19 protein-coding genes are annotated in these 20,807 nt (G+C 35.2%); 9 read left to right on the plus strand and 10 right to left on the minus strand.

Features of this window, described 5'->3' with window-relative positions:
- Window positions 1-25: 25 nt before the first annotated feature.
- The 3 genes from T368_RS17360 to T368_RS15170 all read left to right on the plus strand — a co-directional run bounded on the left by T368_RS17360 (window position 26) and on the right by T368_RS15170 (window position 6,695).
- Entirely contained in the window at window positions 26-4,714 is a 4,689-nt protein-coding gene (locus tag T368_RS17360) for a DNA translocase FtsK 4TM domain-containing protein (protein ID WP_080628877.1), read from the plus strand.
- A 1,228-nt stretch (window positions 4,715-5,942) separates the two neighbouring features.
- On the plus strand, window positions 5,943-6,551 hold the full coding sequence (locus T368_RS0100720; protein ID WP_004088116.1) for a hypothetical protein: 609 nt from the start codon (window positions 5,943-5,945) through the stop codon (window positions 6,549-6,551).
- Window positions 6,552-6,557: 6 nt separating this feature from the next.
- Window positions 6,558-6,695, plus strand: a complete 138-nt coding sequence (locus T368_RS15170) for a hypothetical protein (RefSeq protein ID WP_004088117.1) — start codon at window positions 6,558-6,560, stop codon at window positions 6,693-6,695.
- Between the two features lie 128 nt (window positions 6,696-6,823).
- Here T368_RS15170 and T368_RS0100730 read toward each other — a convergent pair whose 3' ends face one another.
- The 10 genes from T368_RS0100730 to rpsO all read right to left on the minus strand — a co-directional run bounded on the left by T368_RS0100730 (window position 6,824) and on the right by rpsO (window position 14,971).
- On the minus strand, window positions 6,824-8,443 hold the full coding sequence (locus tag T368_RS0100730; RefSeq protein WP_004088118.1) for a peptidase U32 family protein: 1,620 nt from the start codon (window positions 8,441-8,443) through the stop codon (window positions 6,824-6,826).
- Window positions 8,444-8,741: 298 nt separating this feature from the next.
- Window positions 8,742-9,164 carry a ribonuclease P protein component gene (rnpA, locus tag T368_RS0100735; protein WP_004088119.1) on the minus strand — a complete coding sequence of 141 codons (423 nt, stop codon included), beginning with the start codon at window positions 9,162-9,164 and terminating at the stop codon, window positions 8,742-8,744.
- A gap of 15 nt (window positions 9,165-9,179) precedes the next feature.
- Entirely contained in the window at window positions 9,180-9,800 is a 621-nt protein-coding gene (locus T368_RS0100740) for a hypothetical protein (RefSeq protein WP_004088120.1), read from the minus strand.
- 2 nt (window positions 9,801-9,802) lie between these two features.
- Window positions 9,803-10,564 (minus strand): hypothetical protein, encoded by a 762-nt coding sequence (locus T368_RS0100745; protein WP_004088121.1) that lies wholly within the window; start codon window positions 10,562-10,564, stop codon window positions 9,803-9,805.
- 117 nt (window positions 10,565-10,681) lie between these two features.
- On the minus strand, window positions 10,682-10,891 hold the full coding sequence (locus T368_RS0100755; RefSeq protein WP_004088124.1) for a DUF4006 family protein: 210 nt from the start codon (window positions 10,889-10,891) through the stop codon (window positions 10,682-10,684).
- 14 nt (window positions 10,892-10,905) lie between these two features.
- Window positions 10,906-11,793 carry a c-type cytochrome gene (locus T368_RS0100760; protein WP_004088125.1) on the minus strand — a complete coding sequence of 296 codons (888 nt, stop codon included), beginning with the start codon at window positions 11,791-11,793 and terminating at the stop codon, window positions 10,906-10,908.
- 2 nt (window positions 11,794-11,795) lie between these two features.
- Complete coding sequence (locus T368_RS0100765; protein ID WP_004088126.1) at window positions 11,796-12,029, minus strand: cytochrome c oxidase, cbb3-type, CcoQ subunit; 234 nt, start codon at window positions 12,027-12,029, stop codon at window positions 11,796-11,798.
- Window positions 12,030-12,053: 24 nt separating this feature from the next.
- Complete coding sequence (gene ccoO / locus T368_RS0100770) at window positions 12,054-12,752, minus strand: cytochrome-c oxidase, cbb3-type subunit II (protein WP_004088127.1); 699 nt, start codon at window positions 12,750-12,752, stop codon at window positions 12,054-12,056.
- Window positions 12,753-12,761: 9 nt separating this feature from the next.
- Window positions 12,762-14,225: a cytochrome-c oxidase, cbb3-type subunit I gene (gene ccoN, locus T368_RS0100775; RefSeq protein WP_004088128.1), complete on the minus strand. Its 1,464-nt coding sequence runs from the start codon at window positions 14,223-14,225 to the stop codon at window positions 12,762-12,764.
- A gap of 470 nt (window positions 14,226-14,695) precedes the next feature.
- Window positions 14,696-14,971 (minus strand): 30S ribosomal protein S15, encoded by a 276-nt coding sequence (rpsO, locus tag T368_RS0100780; protein ID WP_004088133.1) that lies wholly within the window; start codon window positions 14,969-14,971, stop codon window positions 14,696-14,698.
- Between the two features lie 229 nt (window positions 14,972-15,200).
- Between rpsO and flhA the strand changes: the two genes are divergently transcribed.
- From flhA to yaaA, 6 genes are all read left to right on the plus strand, one after another.
- Window positions 15,201-17,438, plus strand: a complete 2,238-nt coding sequence (gene flhA / locus T368_RS0100785) for a flagellar biosynthesis protein FlhA (protein WP_004088135.1) — start codon at window positions 15,201-15,203, stop codon at window positions 17,436-17,438.
- Between the two features lie 114 nt (window positions 17,439-17,552).
- Window positions 17,553-17,900 carry a hypothetical protein gene (locus tag T368_RS0100790; protein ID WP_004088136.1) on the plus strand — a complete coding sequence of 116 codons (348 nt, stop codon included), beginning with the start codon at window positions 17,553-17,555 and terminating at the stop codon, window positions 17,898-17,900.
- 32 nt (window positions 17,901-17,932) lie between these two features.
- Entirely contained in the window at window positions 17,933-18,481 is a 549-nt protein-coding gene (locus T368_RS0100795) for an FkbM family methyltransferase (RefSeq protein ID WP_004088138.1), read from the plus strand.
- 559 nt (window positions 18,482-19,040) lie between these two features.
- Window positions 19,041-19,538, plus strand: coding sequence for a DUF4149 domain-containing protein (locus tag T368_RS0100805; RefSeq protein WP_004088141.1), 498 nt, complete (start codon window positions 19,041-19,043; stop codon window positions 19,536-19,538).
- Window positions 19,539-19,604: 66 nt separating this feature from the next.
- Window positions 19,605-19,835, plus strand: a complete 231-nt coding sequence (locus T368_RS0100810) for an HP1242/YdcH family protein (RefSeq protein ID WP_004088143.1) — start codon at window positions 19,605-19,607, stop codon at window positions 19,833-19,835.
- A 119-nt stretch (window positions 19,836-19,954) separates the two neighbouring features.
- Window positions 19,955-20,800 carry a peroxide stress protein YaaA gene (yaaA, locus tag T368_RS14350; protein WP_004088144.1) on the plus strand — a complete coding sequence of 282 codons (846 nt, stop codon included), beginning with the start codon at window positions 19,955-19,957 and terminating at the stop codon, window positions 20,798-20,800.
- Window positions 20,801-20,807 lie beyond the last annotated feature (7 nt).

The raw sequence follows: 20,807 nt of genomic DNA on the forward strand, positions 1-20,807 counted from the left end.
ATAATTTTAACAGAAAAATTACATTTTGCAACAAGGATTTATCATAAAAAAAATCTATATATTCGTTTTCATTAGCTGTTGTGTGTTGTATTTATGGTTGGCAACTATCTTTGGTTATACCCCGCCTGATGCGGCTTTGAGTGGAGCTGCAGTGTCAAATAGTTTCTTTAAAATAGGTGGCTTTGGCAATAGTTTTGCAAACTTTAATCGCGGTATGTTTGGTTATCTTGCTTACATTTATTTGCCTTTGCTTTTATTGCCTATTTATAGATTCCATGATGATACAAGCTATTCTTTTCGCAAGATTCAGTTAAGCTTTGCATATTTACTGCTTTTTATCGGGCTATTACTCTTGCAATCGCTTGTATTTCACAGCGGTCAGTTTGGCAACTATTTGCAAGAGGTGCTTACACCTTATATTGGTCTATTTGGGGTTGCGATACTTACATTTATTTGTATTAGCACTGCATTACTACTTATTGCTGAACGCACAGCGACTTTTATTTTAGGCTATCTTGGCGGAAGTTTGCAAATGGCTTATTCTGCCACAAGTAATTTTGCAAAAAGAGCGTTTCAGCAACTCAAATCAAAATATACTGATTTTAAATTAGATTCTATACAAAGGGAAAAGAGAAAGATAGTCAATCAAGAGTTAAGTGAGAAGGCCACGACGACAAAAAGTAAATATATAGATCGTGAGCCATTACTTGAGACTGCCCTTGATGAATATCCACGCACAAATACCAACAATGGTTACACAGATACAAACATGCAAAATCTAGCAAGAAATGAGAATCTAGTACACAACAAAGATATGCAATCTAGCAACACACAAACAACAAACAAACAAGAAGCACCACAAGATTCTAAAGAATTTAGTATTCAAGTAAAACCTAGCAATAACATAAATACGACACAAACACTCTCATATCAGCAATACGATGATAGCAATATCTCACCTATCACACACACACCACGCACACAAATGAAAAATAATGATGAAGAACTTCTAAGGCGATTCCAAAAAGCAAATCTCTATCCAAAGCAAAAGGACCAACAGACATTTCATACAGACTCTCCAATGACTTTTAGACTAAAACAAGAAATGGGTGAAGCAAATCCGCTTGAAAGCTTTGCAAAGACACAGCAGCCAAAAATACTACCTACAATAGATGACTGGCAAACCACAGATATGCCACCACGAGAAGTAAAGACTACAAATCTAATCAAACCAAAAGCACAAGGAAGAGAGCAGCCAAAAACAGAGACTTTTAGCGTAAAAGAGGGTATTACAACACAAGATAATGCAACACCTACTACACCAAAAATCTTAGAAACTTTTAAGGAAGATAGCACAGCCCAAATACAGCCAAAAACCATCACGCAAGAATCCCCTACTATACGCATAAAAGAGTCAGAAATAAAAGATAGCACCAATACTCATTTAAACACGCCAAAGTTAGAAATAAATCCAAATCAACAGCACACCGAGCAAAAAAAAACGATAAAAATCCAAGCGATTAACACACCAAAAATAGAGCAAATGCCAGCACAAGCAAACTACAAAACACTTGATATGAGCTTTACACAGAAAGAATACAAAACTACAAATCCTAGTATTAATGAAAGCACAATAACGCTAAGTCAGCCTAATAGCACAGACTTTAACCAAACTACACAAGAGACTACAAATTTTAATCAAACACAAATTACAGAATCTAATCTCAATGTAGCACAGACTTTAGAGTCGCAACATATAGATTACACTTCACAGCAATATGATTTAAACACACAGACTCTACAACAAAACACATTAGATTCACAACCAAGTGAGCTAGTTTTACAACAAGATATACCAGAAACAAATAATCTACAAGATAGCCCTTTTATAACACCTTTAGAATCTACCCAAAACAATATAGACTATACAGAAACTACCACGATAATAATCCCGCCTTTGCTAGATTCCAATGAAGATTCTAGAAATGATTTTAGAGAGGAATTTCGGGGGGATTTTAATACACAAGATTTAATTATACAAGATTCTATAAGCAAAGATTCTAATATAAATAACTCACAGGATTCTATAATTATAGAATCTATCCCGCAAGAATCCACACATTCACTAGATTCTACAGAATCTAATCATACTTTACAAGATGATATAAGAGAAGAGATAAAAGAAATTTTTATTGAGCCATTAGAGTCGCTTGAAGCACACACACAAAGCATCTCGCAATCTAGCCAAATAGATTCTAAACAGACTGATTTTATATCAACAGAATCTAATATGCTAAACTCCAACAAATTAGACACTATTCACATAGATTCTATACCAACAGAATCCAATGTATCAAACCTTAATCAAATAGAATCTAGCTATACAGATTCCATAGATTTGCTTAAGACAAACTCTAGCGTAGAATCTAAACAGGCAGAATCTATCCCACAAGATTCCATATTAATAGAAACTACTCAAATAGAATCTAATATCCAAACACAGCATACACAGGATTTTGAGATAAAAGAGATTACACAAGAGAATACAGAACATGTAGAAAATATAGAATCTAGCATTACAGATTCTAATCTCACAAAAGAGCTAAAAAATAAAGATTATTTACAACAAAGCACTATGCAGGATTTAGAGCAAAATCACACAGGCAGCAAAATCGCACAGGAAATAACACCAACACAACAAAACATTACAATCAATACATACACACCACAAATGACACATTCACATTTTCCAACACACACAAACCCGACAAATTACTTCACAGGTATGCCAACGCACTCTCAAGCACAACCTATGAATTATATCTTTGATAGCACGACACATACACAAACAAGCACAATAAAGCCAAATGTAGAATCTAGCACAATAGAATCTAATAACCAACAATTTCATAACACAGAATCTAATCCTGCACAACCAAATAACACACAATCTAACGAAATAGAAAACAACACAACACAACACAATCTAGCACAATCAAATAATATAGAATCTACACATACAAACCCCACCACACAACCAATAAAAATAAAACTCTATGATGACAAGCAAACAAGTCGCACAATCACACATAAAGACATAATACAGAACAATATATCTACACAAACAAAAGACACAGCGCATTCTTTTACAATCAAAGATTCATCACCACATATAGAATCTAAAACAACACAAATCACAGAATCAAACGATAATGAAAACAGAGAAGATATGATTATAAGGCAAATCGCACAGAAAAAAGAAGAGGCAAGGCAAGAGAGCAATATGCTTATTGCAAACCACGACACAAATATAGCACATCTAGCACAAAGCACAAATCTACCGCCATTCATACTTCCACCGCTAAAGCTACTCCAAGAGCCAATCGCCCAAGATAGCATACAAGATATTGAGCTAGATTCTAAGATTGATAAAATGTTGCAAATCTTTAACGCACACAAAATTCGCGGTGATATTATCGCCACGCTTACAGGACCGGTTGTAACAACCTTTGAGTTTCGCCCAGAAACCCATGTAAAAGTCTCAAAAATCCTAAGCCACAAAAATGATTTAGCAAGGATTCTAAAAGCAAAAAGCATTAGAATCCAAGCCCCGATACCCGGCAAAGATGTCATCGGTATCCAAATCCCAAATAGCAAGGTAGAGACGATTTATCTGCGAGAGATTTTGCATTCACAAGCCTTTTTAGATTCTAAAGACCCACTTACTATTGCTTTAGGCAAGGATATTAGCGGCACGCCAATTGTAGCAAATCTAGCAAAACTGCCCCATTTACTTGTAGCAGGGACCACAGGTAGCGGTAAGTCAGTCGGGGTAAATGCGATTATCCTTTCACTTTTATATCGCAATGACCCAGATAATCTAAAGCTTATGATGATTGACCCAAAACAAGTAGAGTTTGCTCCTTATGAAGATTTGCCACATTTAATCACACCTATCATAAATGCCCCAAATAAAGCTATAAAAGCCCTGCAAGTCGCAACGATTGAGATGGATAAACGCTATGAGCTATTCTCACAGATTAAAGTCAAAAATATCGCTTCATATAATGAAAAAGTAAGTATCAAAATGCCAAATTTTGTAATCATAATCGATGAGTTAGCAGACTTGATGATTACAGGTGGCAAGGAAGCAGAAGCCTTTATCGCAAGAATCGCACAGATGGGAAGGGCTGCTGGTATGCACCTAATCATTGCTACGCAAAGAAGCAGCGTAAATGTTATCACCGGACACATTAAGGCAAATCTACCCTCACGCATTAGCTATCGTGTCGGCAGCCGCATTGATTCTAAAGTGATATTAGATGAAATGGGTGCTGAAGACTTGCTAGGCAATGGCGATGGGCTTTTCACAACGACAAATGGGCTAATGCGTATCCATGCCCCATGGGTGAGTGAACAAGAAGTAGAGCATATCGTAGATTTTATCAAGGCACAAAGAGAGCCACAATATGATGAAAGCTTCCTTAGTGAGACAAAACCCGGGGCAGTTTCTGGTGATAAATTTAGCGGTGATGGCAGTTTGCTTGATAAGGCAAAAGAAGTTATGATGCAGGATAATAAAACCTCTATTAGCTATCTACAAAGAAAGCTTGGTATTGGTTATAATAAATCCGCATCACTTGTAGAAGCACTAGAAAAAGAGGGCTTTCTCTCTCCACCAAACAGCAAAGGCGAGAGAAATATCTTAGTTTAAACTTGCTTGTATCTTAATTTTATTTGAATTGCAATTCTATTTCATTTTTATTTGAAGTTGAATTTTAATTTCATTAGCTTCTAAAGAAATTTTGAAAATAAAATGTAATATGAATTTTTAGAGTCTGGCTAGGAAAATCCATAATCGTTTGTAGTACAATCTCATATCATCGCATTTTGTAATTTTAGATTTTATGTGTTGTGTTTTTTTAGAGTGTAGAAGAAAACTTAGGGATTTTATGTTTTCAATGTGCGAATTAAGAGATTTTAGACAGAAAACTCACATTCAACATTTAATATGCCTTTAGCATAAAGTGGAGACAAGCGAGTGTTTAATTTGTTTTTTCAATTAATTGTTGTGCGATTAGCCCACGCCTTATCTTGCGTGTAAATCTTTTGCATACTTTGCGACACTCTAATAACTTAATATAAATATTGTTTATTTGCTTCCAAAGTTTATAAAATGATTAAACTTTCATCATTATTCTTAATTATGTATTGTTATTTGTTTCACACATATTCACCTACAAATATATTAAGGTGTAAAGCTTGTTATAATCTATTGCTTCTAAAGGATCAAGACTTTAAGAGTGGTTCTGTCTGTTATTTTTCACCATATATTGTAGATTATGTGCAGTTTTATGGGGCTTTTGTAGGCTTAATTAATCTTACAAATGCCCTTTATCTCAATTCTTACAACATATCAATATTGAAAATATTAGTAACACTATACTTATATTTTATTAAGTTTGTATTGAGTTTTTCACGATTCTGCATTGTGTGTAATTCTAATTTGTATCCAAATCTTAAAAGTTTGTAATTTTGTATTACTTAGTTTGTAACATATTAATGATGGCAGACCGATTATCTTTGCTAAAGACTATGGACTGAAGGGCTTTTGCACCATTATGGGCGGAAAGATTGATAATATTTATGAAATAATGGAATTACTAGATATGGAAAAATTCTAAAAATTACAAAATCTACCACTATATATTAATATAGAAAATTTCAATATTCTTAATAAAATGTAAAGTAATCATTACATTTTATGTAGTTTTTTACTTAAAGTAACGATAATTTAAGAATTTTGTATTATTTTTGTTTTTTTTTTTTTGGTTTTAAGTTTGAGTTAAATTTTTTTCATTTACAATACGAACAAGTTTATATTTTTTGACAATTAGTCAATCAAATATAAACGAAATAAATTTTACATAAAGGAGGAAATCATGAAACAGGTGATTTCAGTAAATACATATAAAAAATTGGGTTTAAGCTTCGTATTAGTTGGGGCTTTGGGAGTGAGTGCAAATGCAATATGTGCATCGGAAAACTACTGCACAGATTTCTATATAGGTGCTGGTGGATACTATGAAAAGATAGAGGGAAATGGGGCAAACATAAATAACGCTTTGGGCTTCTTGTCTTTGGGTGGGGCTGATATATTTTTTAATCGAGTGCAATTTGGTCTTGATGCAAAGATTGGCTATGGTAGCAATAGCGTGAGTGGGAATAGTCTTAGCACACTTAGCAAGGATAATAGATTATTTCAAATCGATGGGATTGCTAAACTTGGTGTGAATGTAGCGGGAGTAAATTCGCCTTTGTTTATCAACTTTCTTTTAGGCTATGATATGGCAAAGACTAATGGCGGTGTCGGTAGGGATTTTATGATAATTGGAGCGGGGTTTGATGGAAAAATCGCTTTAAGTGAAAAAATGAAGCTTATATATAGTGCTGGATATGGCTATGTGTTTAATGGAGCGTATTCTTTTGGTAAAGCTTATGCTGATATTAATGAGAAAAGTCATGTCATTATGTTTAGTCTTGGGACGTAGGCTAAAGTGAGTGAGCATGTAAGTCTTTATTTCAAAGGTTTTGGTAAGTATTATAATCTCAATGCAAGTAATACGGCAAATAATGTAAGTATGCCAAAATCAAATGGCTGGCAGGCTGGATTAGAAGCTGGTATTGCGTTTTAATGTTTTTACACCAAAAGGTTGGCTTAAGCTTAGCTTTTAGATGATAGAAGATTTCACCCACAAGGTATGATGTCTAGGCTCTTAGGCGTTGGTTTTTGTCAAGCATGACAATTATTAGAATCTAAACCTTATAACCTTACACGCAAAAAACTAAAAGGCGGTAATTTAAAAGGCAATGCAATGGGGTTTGTATTGCCACTATGTATAGAATCCACTTCTTTTCCATTTTGCAGTAAGATTCTATGTAATCGCAAATAATATCTACCATCAATGCAACAAATAATGCCATTTTCATTACTTTGTGCAGTAAGCTTTTCTATCTCATTAGAATCTAATGAGATAGAATCTTGTGTGCTAAGATTTTCTGCCAGATTAGAATCTTTTGAGATAGAATCTAATGGCGTAGAGTTTATGGGGGCTTGTATATCTAAACTAGATTCTATACTATTTGGGCTTTTGGAATCTTGTATATGTGATAATTCATCTAACTCCATAGATTCTGCGTTATTTTGTTTTGCCACTGCATGAGAGTGTATCCCAAACTGCGTATTTGGATAGTAATGCAATGGGGCAATAATCTCTAATAAATCGCCTTTTCTTATCGTATGCTTACAAAGGCAGTAAAGCCCACTAGAATCAACCTCTGCACACACCTGATAGCTGCCCTCACTTATCGCACTAAAATGATTCTGTGTATCAAGCCGCACAAATGGGCGATGAATGATATATCCATCAGTAAAGCCTCGATTTTTTAGCGTATGCAGCTCGTATTGATAGAGAGTCAGACGAGAAACTTGCCTCTCATAATCCTGCAGGGCAAGGCGATATGTGCGCGCTGTGATACCCGCATAATATGTGCTTTTTGTGCGACCCTCAATCTTTAGGGCGTCAATCACGCCTGATTGCATAATATGGTGCAGATGACTTGCTAGATTCAAATCTTTTGCATTAAATATATGCGTGCCAACACCCTCTTCTTCTTGCAAACGCAAAAACACATTATTGTCTGGATTCTTTGCATAAAATTCATTTGGATTAAAGCGGATAAGCTCCCCACTTGTCTCATCACGCACAAAGTATTCATAATCAAAGCGGCAGTCATTCGCACAACTCCCACGATTAGGCACTCTGCCATGCTGCAAGGCAGAAATCAAACAACGCCCAGAAAATGCAAAGCACATGCTCCCATGCACGAAAATTTCAATCTCTAAGTCTGGCAGCACCTTTTTTATCTCTTCGCAATCACTAAGGCTTATCTCCCTTGCTGCGACAATCCGCTTCACGCCCATATCATAAAACACCCCTGCATCAAGCACATTCAGCACATTTGCCTGTGTGGAAAGGTGTATGGGGATATTTGGGGCAATGCTTTTTGCAAGTTTTACAACACCGGGTGCTGCTACGATGAAAGCGTCTGGCTCTAAATCACGCATTTTTGCGATATGAGTTTTTAAAGATTCTATCTGTGAGTTAAAAGGGAAGCCATTAATAGTAACATAGACTTTTTTGCCAAGATTGTGCGCATAGACTATGCCCTCTCTAAAGTCGTCATAAGTGAAATCTTTACTTGCGCGATTACGCAGTGAAAAATGACTTACACCGCCATATACCGCATCTGCTCCATATTGCAATGCGATTTTTAACTTTGTGAGATTACCTGCTGGTGATAGTAGCTGGACTTTATGTTTGATGCTATTTGTATGTGTGAAACCTAGCGTTATGTCTTTTATGACTTCATCTTGTTGCATAGTTTTACCTTTTTTATTGAATCATTTTTTATCTGTGATATTCTATCTAAAACTAAATAATGTATTGTATTGTGTGTGAAGTGCAAGGGATTAGATTCTGATATTAACTCATAAGTTTATAATGATTTTTTTAAATTATATGAAAATTTTGTAAGATAATTATAGTTAAATGCAATGATTTCAGCGGTTAGCTTTATTGGTAATCCTTAAAAATTCTCTTACCCGATCTTTCCTATACAACTTTGTAGTTTGCTAAGTTTTGCGTTATATAAATTATTATGGGGTATAAGCTAAATTACTATTTATTTTCAGTTATATTTCTTGGTTGAGTAAGCTTTTTCGTGCTATATAGAATATGTTTTTTTAACGCGATAAAATCATAGTCACTAATACCTTTTCTACATATAAAAACAAAGGCATATCCCCTGTATTTTGTGCCACATTCCTGCATAACTGCCTTAATCCTGCGTCTAATGAGATTTCTTTTGTATGCTTTTGCTACTTTTTTATTAATGCTAAATCCCAAAAGCATTTTAGATTCTATAAAACGATTGTATTGTTTTTTTTTGCGTAAATGAAATATAAAATCACGCAAAGGCATAGCATAAATTGCCATGAAATCCCTATTAAAACGCAAACCATTTTTAAACACTATATCAAACTCATAGGAATTTTTTAGCGTGTCTGTTTTCTTATGTTTTGTATTTGTAGATTGCTGCATGAATATCGCTTAATATTATAGATGTGAATCTTGCTTATTAAATACCCAATGATAAAAATAAACCGGGATTTCTTTATCTTGTGTCGCATTTTTAACATTAATCTTAAATCTAGCTTGATAATACCCTTGCATAGGTAGTGAAAAAGTTTTAGTGGAATATATATTTTCCTCACTCTTTTCCATAGGAATGGTAAGCACACTCACTTCCTTTTCACCTTGGTCAAGTCTTACAAACTCTAATCCGACAGATTCTATAGGCATATCTTGTATATTATTGCTATCTTTTTTCTTTTCAACATATATTGTGATTACATTATCTTTACTTTGCAATAAACCCTCTTTTTCTGGTGTGTCTCGTGGAACGGGGGTTACATAATAGGGATTTTTCATAATCACTGCATTCATGCGATCTCCAATGGTGCTGATACGCACATTATAAAGACTTTCAAAGGCATTTTGTTGTTGCATAATGGCATTAATTTTTTCATCTAGCTCTATGCGTTTTAGGTTAAAAGTGCGATCTGTATCAATGCTTTGCTTACTTGAAATCCTAATGCTTATCACAATGAGAACAATGCCCAATGCGATAACAAGCAAGATCCCAAGTGGCCATAATGTGCGTTTTTTTTCCGTCATTTTTATCCTTTTTTCTTAAATGCAAGTAGCCCAAATCGCACTAAAATGAATAAGCCGATGAGAATGAGTAGCATGGCGTATATGACAACTTTCGTTGCATCGCTTTGTTTTTCCATAGGTTTTGGTGCGTTAAGCTCGAAATTATAATGCTTTGCAATTTTATGTGTTAATGCAAGATATAGATTTGATACCCCTTCATTTACCCCATCATTATATCGCAATGTCCCAACGGAATCAGCGGGTAAATAAGGATAGGCATAGTCTTCTAGTAACTCTGCTGCATGAGTATCGTTTAAAAAAGGCAAATTGCTTTTTAGCGTTATGGCATGGTCATTATAGAAAAGAAATATAATAGCATAATTACCCTGTATTTGTTCTGTAATGTGAGTCTCATAGGATCTTCTGTTTTGAAATTTTGCATTTATATCTGTCTGTGTATCATTTTGCGGCGTATTTTTAACAACATGTAAAAAGACTTTTACGCCTGTTTTTTCATATATAATACTAGAGAGTTCTTGCACGATTGTAGGTGCATTTTGCGAGAGTATATCAATATCCCCTTGCAAATATGCACTAGCACCTTGTGCTAATTTTTCATTAGTTTTAGAATCTTTGCTAGATTTATCTAGCAGAGTAGATTCTATATTTGCAATGCTAGATTGCTTACTACCATTTGCAAACATAAATGTTTGCAGTATGGCTAAATGAATAATATATATTAAAATATATGCTTTATTCAAACTGCAACTCACTTCTTGCTTCATACTGCATGCAAAAATTCATAAGGCATAAGCGTAAGCGCGATAGTAAGTAAGCCAAATCCAACAAGCACAAGTGCTACAAATTTTTCAAGTCCTGTAAATTTCATCATAAACTCCTTCCTATTCCTTGCTTTCTACAATTTTAAACGCATCACGATTTGCAGTGTCATTCTTTTTTAGATTATGTGAATCAATGCTATAAAATGTCGTAGCACTTGATTGCTGAATCTTTACAGCATTATAACCGCCAATCGCTGCTGCAGCCACTACAAGCAACACGGCAAGTAAAAAGCCAACCAAACTATTTAGAATATTTATAATCGCTTGCATACATTCTCCTTAGATTACTGAATCTTTTGCTTTGCTGCGATGAATGACTGCAAAGCTTCTACTTCTTTTTGACTTAGATTAAGATATTCAAAAGATGGCATAAGTCCTATTTCGCCTTTTTTGCCATGCTTCAAAACATTTGCTAAAAACTCAGTTTTTCCATAGGTTTGAAGTGATGGACCCATATCTTCTACACCCTCGCCATTAGCACCATGACATTGAAAACATGTGCCATTTTCTTCACTATGATAGATTTTATTTCCAGCTTTTACTAGCTCTTCATCATATTTCATAGAAGTGTCTTTAACGATTTCACTCATTACATAGTGAGCAACTGCTTGAATATCTTTTTCTTCACTTAAAAGACCCGGAGGCATACCACCAAACTCTTCGCCATTCTCTTTTGTAAGCCCTGTGCTACCATTGCGGATAGTATCCATAATGCCATCGATCTTGCCCCAATGAGTAAGATTCTGTGCTTTACCATCATTGCCTTCAGCTGTTAAACCATGACATTGTGCGCATTGCACAAGGAAGATTTGCTCACCCATTTCACGCAATTTATCTGAATCTAGATTTGCATGCACGGTTTCAAACTTTTGATTATAGGCATGAGATTCCTGATTGTATTCACCAATTTGTGAGTAAGCGTTCAAAGGATAGCCAAAAAGGATATACCAAACAGCCCATATCATAAGTCCCAAAAGGGATAAAAGCCAACCTGTTGGGATATTATTATTAAACTCTTTAATACCATCCCATGAATGCTCCGTAAGCTCTCCACCTACACTCTCTGTCTTCATCTTTTGAATGTAAAACCACGCTATTGCAATGGTTAGCAAAAGAATCACCACAGCACCAATAAAGCCAAGTAAATTGACATGATCGCTTAACCAACCCATTATTATCTCCTTTCTGCTGTCTTGTCGTTTTTGTCATCACAAGATTCTATTAACGCATCGTCTAAAGAATCTTGAAGTGCAAGTTTGCCATACTTTTCATAATCTATTTTTCCAGTCGCTTGAGAGCGATAAAGATGATAAATGTAAGCATATAGCCAAACTGCTAGAAAAATAGTAGAGAGCAAATAAGCCCCCTTTAAACTCAATAAATCAAAACCATATATTACAAGACTCATACAAATCTCCTTTTAGATTCCAATCTATTTAACAATTCTACTTGAACCCAAACTATTAAGATAGGCAATGAGTGCGACAATCTCAGTAATCTTACCATTGCCATCATCAAACATTTGAGCGGTTTGACTATGCTTCATCTCTTCTACAATCTGTGCTGCATCAGTCTTAAATTGCTCTTTTGCCTCTTCTATAGTCCCAAGCTTAACGCTAGTCTTTAAGCCTTCAACATCATAAGGCACATTAAAGACTTTCTTTTGAGTTAATGCTTCTGCATACGCAGTTTCAAAATCTATTTCCTTATCATACAAATGTTTATAAGCTGGCATAATAGACTTAGGCACAACAGAGTTTGGATCATACATGTGATTAGCATGCCAGTCGCTACTGCTTCTATCGCCAATTCTATGTAAGTCAGGTCCAGTTCTCTTAGAACCCCATAAGAATGGTCTATCATAAGCATACTCACCACTAAGGCTATACATACCATAGCGCATTACTTCGCTTTTAAACTCACGGATAAGCTGTGAATGGCAGTTATAACAACCTTCTTTAATATATACTTGTCTCCCAGCAGTCTCAAGCACTGTTAGCGGACGCAAACCCTCTATAGGTTGCGAAGACTTTCTAAAGTCAGGGATAATCTGCACCAACCCAGCCACAGAAAACACAACAACAAATGCAATTGTGAAAAAGAAAGGATTTTTCTCTAACCAAGCAAACATAAAGCCTCCTTAAGATGCCATAGGTGAAGCATACTCAGGCTCTTTATTAAGAGTTCTAGCAGCCACCATAGTCATTACAACATTATAGATAAACATTACAAAGCCAACAAGATATAGCAATCCACCAATACCCCTCATGATAAAGTATGGTTTTAACACCGCAACAGTATCAATGAAAGAATATTTAAGCTGACCTAAAGGTGTAATATCTCTCCACATCATACCTTGCACTATACCTGCAATCCACATGCTCGAGAAGTAGAATACAATACCTATTGTCATAATCCAAAATTGTGCTTCAATAATCTTTTTAGAATAGATTTCTCTACCATAAAGACGAGGCAACATGTGATACACACTAGCAATAATAGTGAAAGCAACCCAGCCAAGTGCCGCATCATGCACATGCCCTACAATCCAATCAGTAAAGTGTGCTAAAGCATTAACTGATTTAATAGACTGAATAGGACCCTCAAGTGTCGCAAGCATATACCAAGTAGATGCTAGAATCAAGAATTTGATTAATGGTGACTCTTTAAGCTGATGCCATTGCCCTCTCATGGTTAAAAGCATATTTACAGCAGTTCCCCAAGAAGGTAAAATAAGCACAACAGAGAATACAGACCCAAGAGTTTGCACCCAATCTGGCACGGTTGAGTAAATAACATGGTGTCCGCCGGCCCAAATATATACAAACATTAAACTCCAGAATGAAAATAATGTGAGTTTATACGAGAATACAGGCTGTCCAGATTCCTTTGGTAAGAAATAATAAATCAAACCAATAATACCAGAAGTGAAAACAAATGCAACCGCATTATGCCCCCACCACCACTGAATCAGTGCATCATTTGTCCCCGCATACATAGATATACTATGCCAAAAGCTACCATAACCTGTAACTAATTGTGTAGGAACAGAAAGGTTATTAAAGATATAAAGCACAGAAATAGCAGTAAAAGTAGCAATGAAATACCACAAAGAGATATAGATAACCTTCTCTCTTCTAACTGCCATAGACCCAAACATACTCATACCCCATAGCACCCAAGTAACTACAACCAAAAGATCCACAATCCATGGAAGCTCTGCATACTCTTTTGATTGAGTAATCCCAGAAAACAATGTATAAAGTGCTAGCACAAGCACCACAAGATACATGAAAAAGTGCAACATACCAACAAGTTTTAAAAACGGATGGTCATGATATGTGATTTTAAGCACCCTTTGCCCTAAATAATACCAGCCAGCCCAAATACCGCTCAATGTAAAACCATAAATAATCACATTTGTGTGTAATGGTCGCAATCTACCAAAAATAGAATATTCCCCAGCGATATAGTTTAAATCTGGAACTGCCAACTGAAATGCCAAAACCACACCTATCAACATACCTAGAAAGCCCGTTGCTATACAAACAAGCAAAAAAAGCTTCGCAAGTGAGTAGTCATACTGCTTTATGTCCTCTTGCATACAAGTCTCCTTCTTCCAAAATTTTGAGTCACATGAACACGAGTGTAATTTTAGTATTCATTTTATTAGTAATAGCTTAAATAAAGGAAATAGTTAATAAAAAATTAACGACATTACACTACAACAATTTAATGCAATGCTTTGAGATAGTTATGGCGTTACCTATTGCAATAAAGTTACTTGCTTTACACCACATGCTAATGCAGCTAGAATCTATCATCTAAAACACAAAAAGGTAATCCTAAAAATCACGCACATAATAATTGATGAAACCAAATGTATCTAGATTATGTTGCACAATGTATAAAAATAAACAGCAAAACTTAAAAATTGAGTAAAAGCTTAATGTAGCAAGATATGCTAGATTCTGTTATCCCAAGAAGATTTGCTTTTCAAATGTCCTGCAATGATCTCAAAAAAACATTAGAATCTAACTTGTAGTCATAAGGCGTGATTAAGATAATATGCGATTACACCTTATCTTTAATATTCAACGCTTTAATAGTTTTAATGTAGCTTTCATATTTATTTTTCTTTAAATACTTCAGCAAACTTTTTCTTTGTCCAACAAGCTTTAAAAGTCCCAATCTACTTGAGTGGTCCTTTGGATTGCTTTTTAAATGCTGTGTGAGATTTGCAATCCTATGCGTTAAAAGTGCGATCTGCACTTCACTTGAGCCTGTATCCTTAGAATCTCTAGCAAATTGTGAGATAATCTCTTGCTTATTTGCCAATTCAGTAGCCATGATGACCTCCATAAATGGTAAAATGAAATTAAAGATTGGATTTTAACATATTTTTCAATATTTTTGGTAAAATATGCAATTTATTTCTAAAAACTTAAAGGAAACTAGATTCTAAAATAACTTGTTTATGCTGAGCGAAGTGGAATATCCGTTTATGGATTTATAAGGTAGTTCGTCTTTTTCAAAGGATCAATATGACAAGAAACAGGAATTTAAGGTAAAAATTATTATGGCAGACAAAGAACAAAATGGTGGTATTCTACAACGAGCTTTTCCGTTTCTAAAGCTCATTGGGAAGTCAAAGGATCTTGGTGTTGTGGTGTTTGTAGTGATGATTCTAGCAGTCATCATTGTGCCACTACCAGCACCTATGCTTGATTTATTATTAACCATTTCTATTGCCCTATCTATTCTTATTATCTTAATCGCACTTTATATTAATAAACCTATGGATTTTTCTACTTTTCCAACTCTGCTTTTATTTGTAACGGCGTATCGACTCGCCCTAAATGTAGCTACAACGCGTATGATTCTTAGCGAGGGTAGCAATGGTGCAGCACATGTGAGTCGCATTGTAGAGGCATTTGGCGAGTTTGTAGCAAGTGGTAGTTATACGATTGGTGTTATTATCTTTGTGATTCTTATTATAGTGAATCTGCTTGTTATCACAAATGGTTCAACGCGTGTAACAGAAGTTAGAGCGCGTTTTGCCCTTGATGCGATGCCCGGTAAGCAAATGGCAATTGATGCGGATATGAACGCAGGGCTAATTGATGAGAAAGAAGCAAAGCAAAGGCGTGAAAGTCTAGCACAAGAAGCTGACTTTTATGGTGCAATGGATGGTGCGAGTAAGTTTGTAAAGGGCGATGCTATCGCTGCTATTATCATTACCATCATTAATATTATCGGTGGATTTTGTATCGGTGTATTTCAAAATGATATGACAATGGCAGAAGCGGCAAAAGTATTTACCATTCTTACTATCGGTGATGGTCTAGTAGGACAAATCCCAGCCCTAATTGTAGCCACTGCCACAGGTATCGTAGCGACACGGACTACAAAGGGTGAAGAAGAAAACTTTGCAAACAATCTTGTAAAGCAATTAACAGACAAATCAAAAACACTCATTATTGTAGGTTTTATCCTATTTATATTCTCACTTGCTCCAAGCTTTCCTACCTTACCACTTGCATTTGTTGGTGCTGTGTTTTGGTTTGCTGCATGGCTTATTAATAGGGATAATGAATATTCTGTATTTGCGAAATTCAATCAATTAATAGGCGGTTTTGGCAATAAAAAAGCAAAAGAAAAACAAGCCGCAAAAAAAGCAGCACAAGCAAGCGGGGAAAAAGTGCCGATACAAGAACCAGCACCAAAACGACCACCAAAAACACAAGAAGAAATCAAAAAAGAAGAAGAAAAAGCAATTAATGAAGTGCTAAAAGTAGAATTTTTAGAGTTACATTTAGGCTATCATTTAATCCGTCTTGCCGCAGTAGATCAAGGCGGAGATTTACTAGAGAGAGTGCGTGGGATTAGAAAAAAGATAGCAAGAGACTATGGCTTTTTAATGCCTCAAATCCGCATGACAGATGACCCGGGCATTGGACCTACAACTTATCAATTTTTCTTAAAAGGCATTGAAATTGGTAGCGGTGAAGTCATGCCTGATAAATTCCTTGCCATGAATACAGGCATGGTAGCAAAAGAGATTGATGGTATCCCCACAAAAGAGCCAGCCTTTGGGCTTGATGCTATGTGGATTGATGCGAATTTAAAAGAAGACGCGATTATTCAAGGCTACACGGTTATTGATCCATCAACGGTTATTGCAACTCACATGAGTGAGCTTGTGAAAAAATACGCTGAAGAGTTTATTACAAAAGATGAAGTTAAAAAACTTATGGATAGACTTGAAGAAGAGTATCCAGCCGCAATAGAAGAGGCAAAGAAAGTGCCTTCCAGCGTTATCCGCAGCGTGCTACAAGCCTTGTTGCATGAGGGCATACCGATTAAAGATATGCTTACAATCCTTGAGACAATCACAGATATTGCCCCAAGCGTGCAAAATGATGTGGCAATTATCGTGGAGCAAGTAAGATCTAAGCTTTCACGCGTTATTACAAATGTCTTTAAATCTGAAGATGGTAACATAAAGCTTGTTACACTCTCTCAAGATTCTGAGCATTTCTTATTAAATAAGCTAAAAGACCAGCATGGTGCGAAATTCTTACTACTGAATACAAGTGAAATGCAAAAGCTAATTGACGCAGTAGAGCAAGAAAGCGTAAAAATCCTGCAAAGAAATATCACGCCTGTTATTTTGGTGGTTGATCCACAATTACGCATGCCTTTAAGCATTAAATTAGAGCAATTTAAGCTAGATTCTGTCGTGGTATTAAGCCACGCTGAAATCGATCCAAATGCTTCATTTGAAGTGCTTGGGACTATTGAAGTTGGATTTTAGAAACTCAACCATTTGGGCGGGTGCAGGGCGTAGGGGTGCAAGATAATGAGAATTTAGAATCACTAGAGACTAAGCATTTGAGCTTAATATGTGCTATAATACGGAGTTGAATTTATGAGAAAATTGCGTTTAAATCCATTAGGCGGTGTGAAAAGAAGATTAAATGGCGTTAATGAAGGTTTGCATGCTTTGCAGAGACTTACTAGCACAAGCCATGCGATACAAGCTTGTGTGAAAAATGAAGAACATAAAGATTTACTCTTTGCAATGCTTCAAATGGGATTATGGGTATCAGTAGATTCTCGTAAGTCTTGCATTGAAAATACAAAAAAATATCTTAATGCTGTGCGTCCTGCAAAACTTGATAATCTTGTGCGAATAGGTGGCAAAATGGATGGTGGATATGTGATGTTACCCCCCCCCCCCCATTGTCAAACTCACAACCAAAGGCAGTCTCTCTAGGCGTTTCCGACTTTTCCCCTTGGGATTTAGAAATGGCAAATATGGGCTATCAGGTATTGCAATATGATGCGAGCATAGAAAAAGCCCCAGATACACATAAAAACATGATTTTTCATAAAAAATTTGTTGGAGCGACAAGAGATCATCAAACAATAACTTTTGATGACATTATGCAGCAATATAGCTTCAATGAAAAAGATCATAATATATTGCAAATAGATATTGAAGGGGCGGAATGGGAGATTTTTGAAAAGCTTGATTTTAGCATACTTGAAAAATATTTTTCACAAATTATTTTAGAATTCCATGATTGTGATCCTAGAGCCTCATTGCAAACAGAACGACATGTAGCCATACTAGAAAGGTTTCATCATGCCTTTCAACCGATACATTTACACTTTAATCCATATGGACATAATTTTTATGTCAAGGATCGTTTTATGGCAAATGTGTTTGAGGTGAGCTACGCAAGAAAAGACTTGCTACCAAATGATTTTATCTTACGAAATGAATGTGGTGATATACCAAATCTTGATTATCCAAATGGTGAGAAATTGCCAAATATTCCAATTTCATTTTAATAATCTTTTACCATAGAATAGGCAAATAGGGCATGTGAAATGTAGTGCGTTAAAAGCAATAAAACATGATTACGATACAATCCACGCGGAACTGAAATCTGTTTGCATGGATATGAAAAGTTTAATCTTGTAAATTAGGGTCTTTAACAACAAAATTTTTCGTTGTTGATTATTGCATATTAAAATCTTTTTGATTTCGAAAGCTCTACGCCTAGCGTTCTAAGAGAAAATTTTCCTAAGTAAAATGCGGTGTATATCACACTTGACTTAGTATATAGCAGTCTCTTGAAAGGATAAGGCATAAGGGAGAAAAATGCCCCACTTATAAACATGATGGATATATCTTGCAAACTTTTAGGGATATTCACAAGTGCCATTTCTGTCATTTCAATTTTAAGTGAGAGTGGGGGCAAGTGTGCATTTTATAATAAATCTAATATAGTTGCTATTGGGTTTTACGGAATCAAAGTGTGTCCATATTGAAATTAGATGTTCTTTAGTTGGTAAGCCCACAATAAATATGCTATAATTAATCTCATTATTATTCTAAGGATATGCTATGACAAGATACATGCGGATATTTGATTCTTTTTATTTATTATTGCTTGGTGTTGGGGTTGGCGGTATTATCGCCTGTGGGGCGTTTGCTGCACCGATTATTTTTAATATTGATGAGTTTATCCCCACATTTTCAAAAATGGATAGTGGGCTTGTTATGGGGAAAATATTTGTGCGTTTGAATGCGTATTTGATGTTTTTAGCGATTGTTATGGCGTTATATGAGGGCTTTAGTTTCTTTGCGAAGATTCTAAAACTTGATATTTTGTATTCAAATTTTTGGCTTATTTTAGGCGTGTTTAATATTGTGCTTATCGCCTTGTTTGTGTATTATTATACGCCTTTTATTTTAGACACCCAGAATCTTTTGAGTGATAATTTTGCGAGTATGCACGAACAAAGTGTGTGGGTTTTTAAAGCTTTAATGTTTGGCTTAAGCGTATTGCTTATATGGAGGGCTTATCTTCTACACTATGTTCCACAAAGCCCTAAAAAGTAGCTTTAATGTTGTAGCTTATTAATTATTTTATTCTACAATATGTGAATTTAGATTTAAGGAGAAGTCATGTTTCATGAATACAGAGAAGAGATCACATATCTCAAACAGCACAACGCACATTTTGAAAAGATTTTTAATGAGCATAATGACTTAGACCAAAAGATACAGAATGCGGAAAATGGTATAGAACATCTAAGCAATCAAGAAATCGAAGTGCTAAAAAAGCAAAAATTGCATTTGAAAGACCAAGCTTATGCAATGATACTTGAGCATAGAAAAGCCCATCCAAAAGCCTAGCATACGCAACACACAACCATAAGATAGCAGATCTGCTATCGCCCCGTTTTATTCCATAACTCTCGCACAATATTTAGCTTTTATGTAATGTTAGCTTTCATACAACACTAAGGAAAGACATGAACTTTATCATTTTATTTAGTCCCAGTGAAGATAAGATTCTAGAAAAAGATAAGATTCTAAACAATGATGATTTTCTCAAAGAAGTATCTATGCCAGAGATAATGCCACCCGCTTTTTTAGAATCTTTATGGGAAAATGAGATATTAAATACTCATAGAACAAATATTATGCAATGCTACTATGAAAACTTATGTAAGATTTTAGAACATAGAGATAAGGCTTTGCTAGAATCTATGTATGGTGCAAAAGGATTTAATGATAAAAATATTTTTGATTTATATGCTGCCTTGCATTCTAAAAAACTATTAAAGGCGATAGAGCTTTATAGTGGCGTAGCATTTCAAGGATTATCTTTTAGCACATTAACACAGAATGAAAAAGATTTTATCTTAGAAAATGTGCTTATTTTTAGCAATCTATTTGGTGTGATAAGGGCTAGTGATTTGATCCCCTATTATAAACTAAAGCAAGGCACAAAGACAAAGTCTCTCACATTAAAAGACATTTATACCCCATTTATCCTACCTTTAGAAAAAGCAATGCAAACAAAAGATTATGTGATTGATTTGCGTGCTGGAATCTATACGAAACTTTTTAAGCCAAAGTTACCCCATTTCTTTTTTGAGTTTCAAAAAAATGGAAAAACCATAAGTCATTATGCAAAGCTATATCGCGGAAAAATATTGCACTCAATCGCACAAGATGGGTGCAATCAATCTGCATTAGAATCTTTTGAAAAGTGCTTTGAATATCTTTGCTCTCTACATAACACAGACTTTAGATTCCATAGTCATACGCAAAAGGCTAATTGTTTTACTCTGTGTTATGAGATTCTATCTTAAAGAGAGA

It is taken from the genome of Helicobacter bilis ATCC 51630 (assembly GCF_000686565.1).
Taxonomy (GTDB): Bacteria; Campylobacterota; Campylobacteria; order Campylobacterales; family Helicobacteraceae; genus Helicobacter_A; species Helicobacter_A bilis.

Excerpts from the sequence above, each read along its gene's own strand:
- T368_RS0100720 (WP_004088116.1), top strand. The coding sequence starts at position 5,943 with ATGAAACAGGTGATTTCAGTAAATACATATAAAAAATTGGGTTTAAGC.
- T368_RS0100730 (WP_004088118.1), bottom strand. The coding sequence starts at position 8,443 with ATGCAACAAGATGAAGTCATAAAAGACATAACGCTAGGTTTCACACAT.
- rnpA (WP_004088119.1), bottom strand. The coding sequence starts at position 9,164 with ATGCAGCAATCTACAAATACAAAACATAAGAAAACAGACACGCTAAAA.
- T368_RS0100740 (WP_004088120.1), bottom strand. The coding sequence starts at position 9,800 with ATGACGGAAAAAAAACGCACATTATGGCCACTTGGGATCTTGCTTGTT.
- T368_RS0100745 (WP_004088121.1), bottom strand. The coding sequence starts at position 10,564 with ATGAAGCAAGAAGTGAGTTGCAGTTTGAATAAAGCATATATTTTAATA.
- T368_RS0100755 (WP_004088124.1), bottom strand. The coding sequence starts at position 10,891 with ATGCAAGCGATTATAAATATTCTAAATAGTTTGGTTGGCTTTTTACTT.
- T368_RS0100760 (WP_004088125.1), bottom strand. The coding sequence starts at position 11,793 with ATGGGTTGGTTAAGCGATCATGTCAATTTACTTGGCTTTATTGGTGCT.
- T368_RS0100765 (WP_004088126.1), bottom strand. The coding sequence starts at position 12,029 with ATGAGTCTTGTAATATATGGTTTTGATTTATTGAGTTTAAAGGGGGCT.
- ccoO (WP_004088127.1), bottom strand. The coding sequence starts at position 12,752 with ATGTTTGCTTGGTTAGAGAAAAATCCTTTCTTTTTCACAATTGCATTT.
- ccoN (WP_004088128.1), bottom strand. The coding sequence starts at position 14,225 with ATGCAAGAGGACATAAAGCAGTATGACTACTCACTTGCGAAGCTTTTT.
- rpsO (WP_004088133.1), bottom strand. The coding sequence starts at position 14,971 with ATGGCTACTGAATTGGCAAATAAGCAAGAGATTATCTCACAATTTGCT.
- flhA (WP_004088135.1), top strand. The coding sequence starts at position 15,201 with ATGGCAGACAAAGAACAAAATGGTGGTATTCTACAACGAGCTTTTCCG.
- T368_RS0100790 (WP_004088136.1), top strand. The coding sequence starts at position 17,553 with ATGAGAAAATTGCGTTTAAATCCATTAGGCGGTGTGAAAAGAAGATTA.
- T368_RS0100795 (WP_004088138.1), top strand. The coding sequence starts at position 17,933 with ATGGCAAATATGGGCTATCAGGTATTGCAATATGATGCGAGCATAGAA.
- T368_RS0100805 (WP_004088141.1), top strand. The coding sequence starts at position 19,041 with ATGACAAGATACATGCGGATATTTGATTCTTTTTATTTATTATTGCTT.
- T368_RS0100810 (WP_004088143.1), top strand. The coding sequence starts at position 19,605 with ATGTTTCATGAATACAGAGAAGAGATCACATATCTCAAACAGCACAAC.
- yaaA (WP_004088144.1), top strand. The coding sequence starts at position 19,955 with ATGAACTTTATCATTTTATTTAGTCCCAGTGAAGATAAGATTCTAGAA.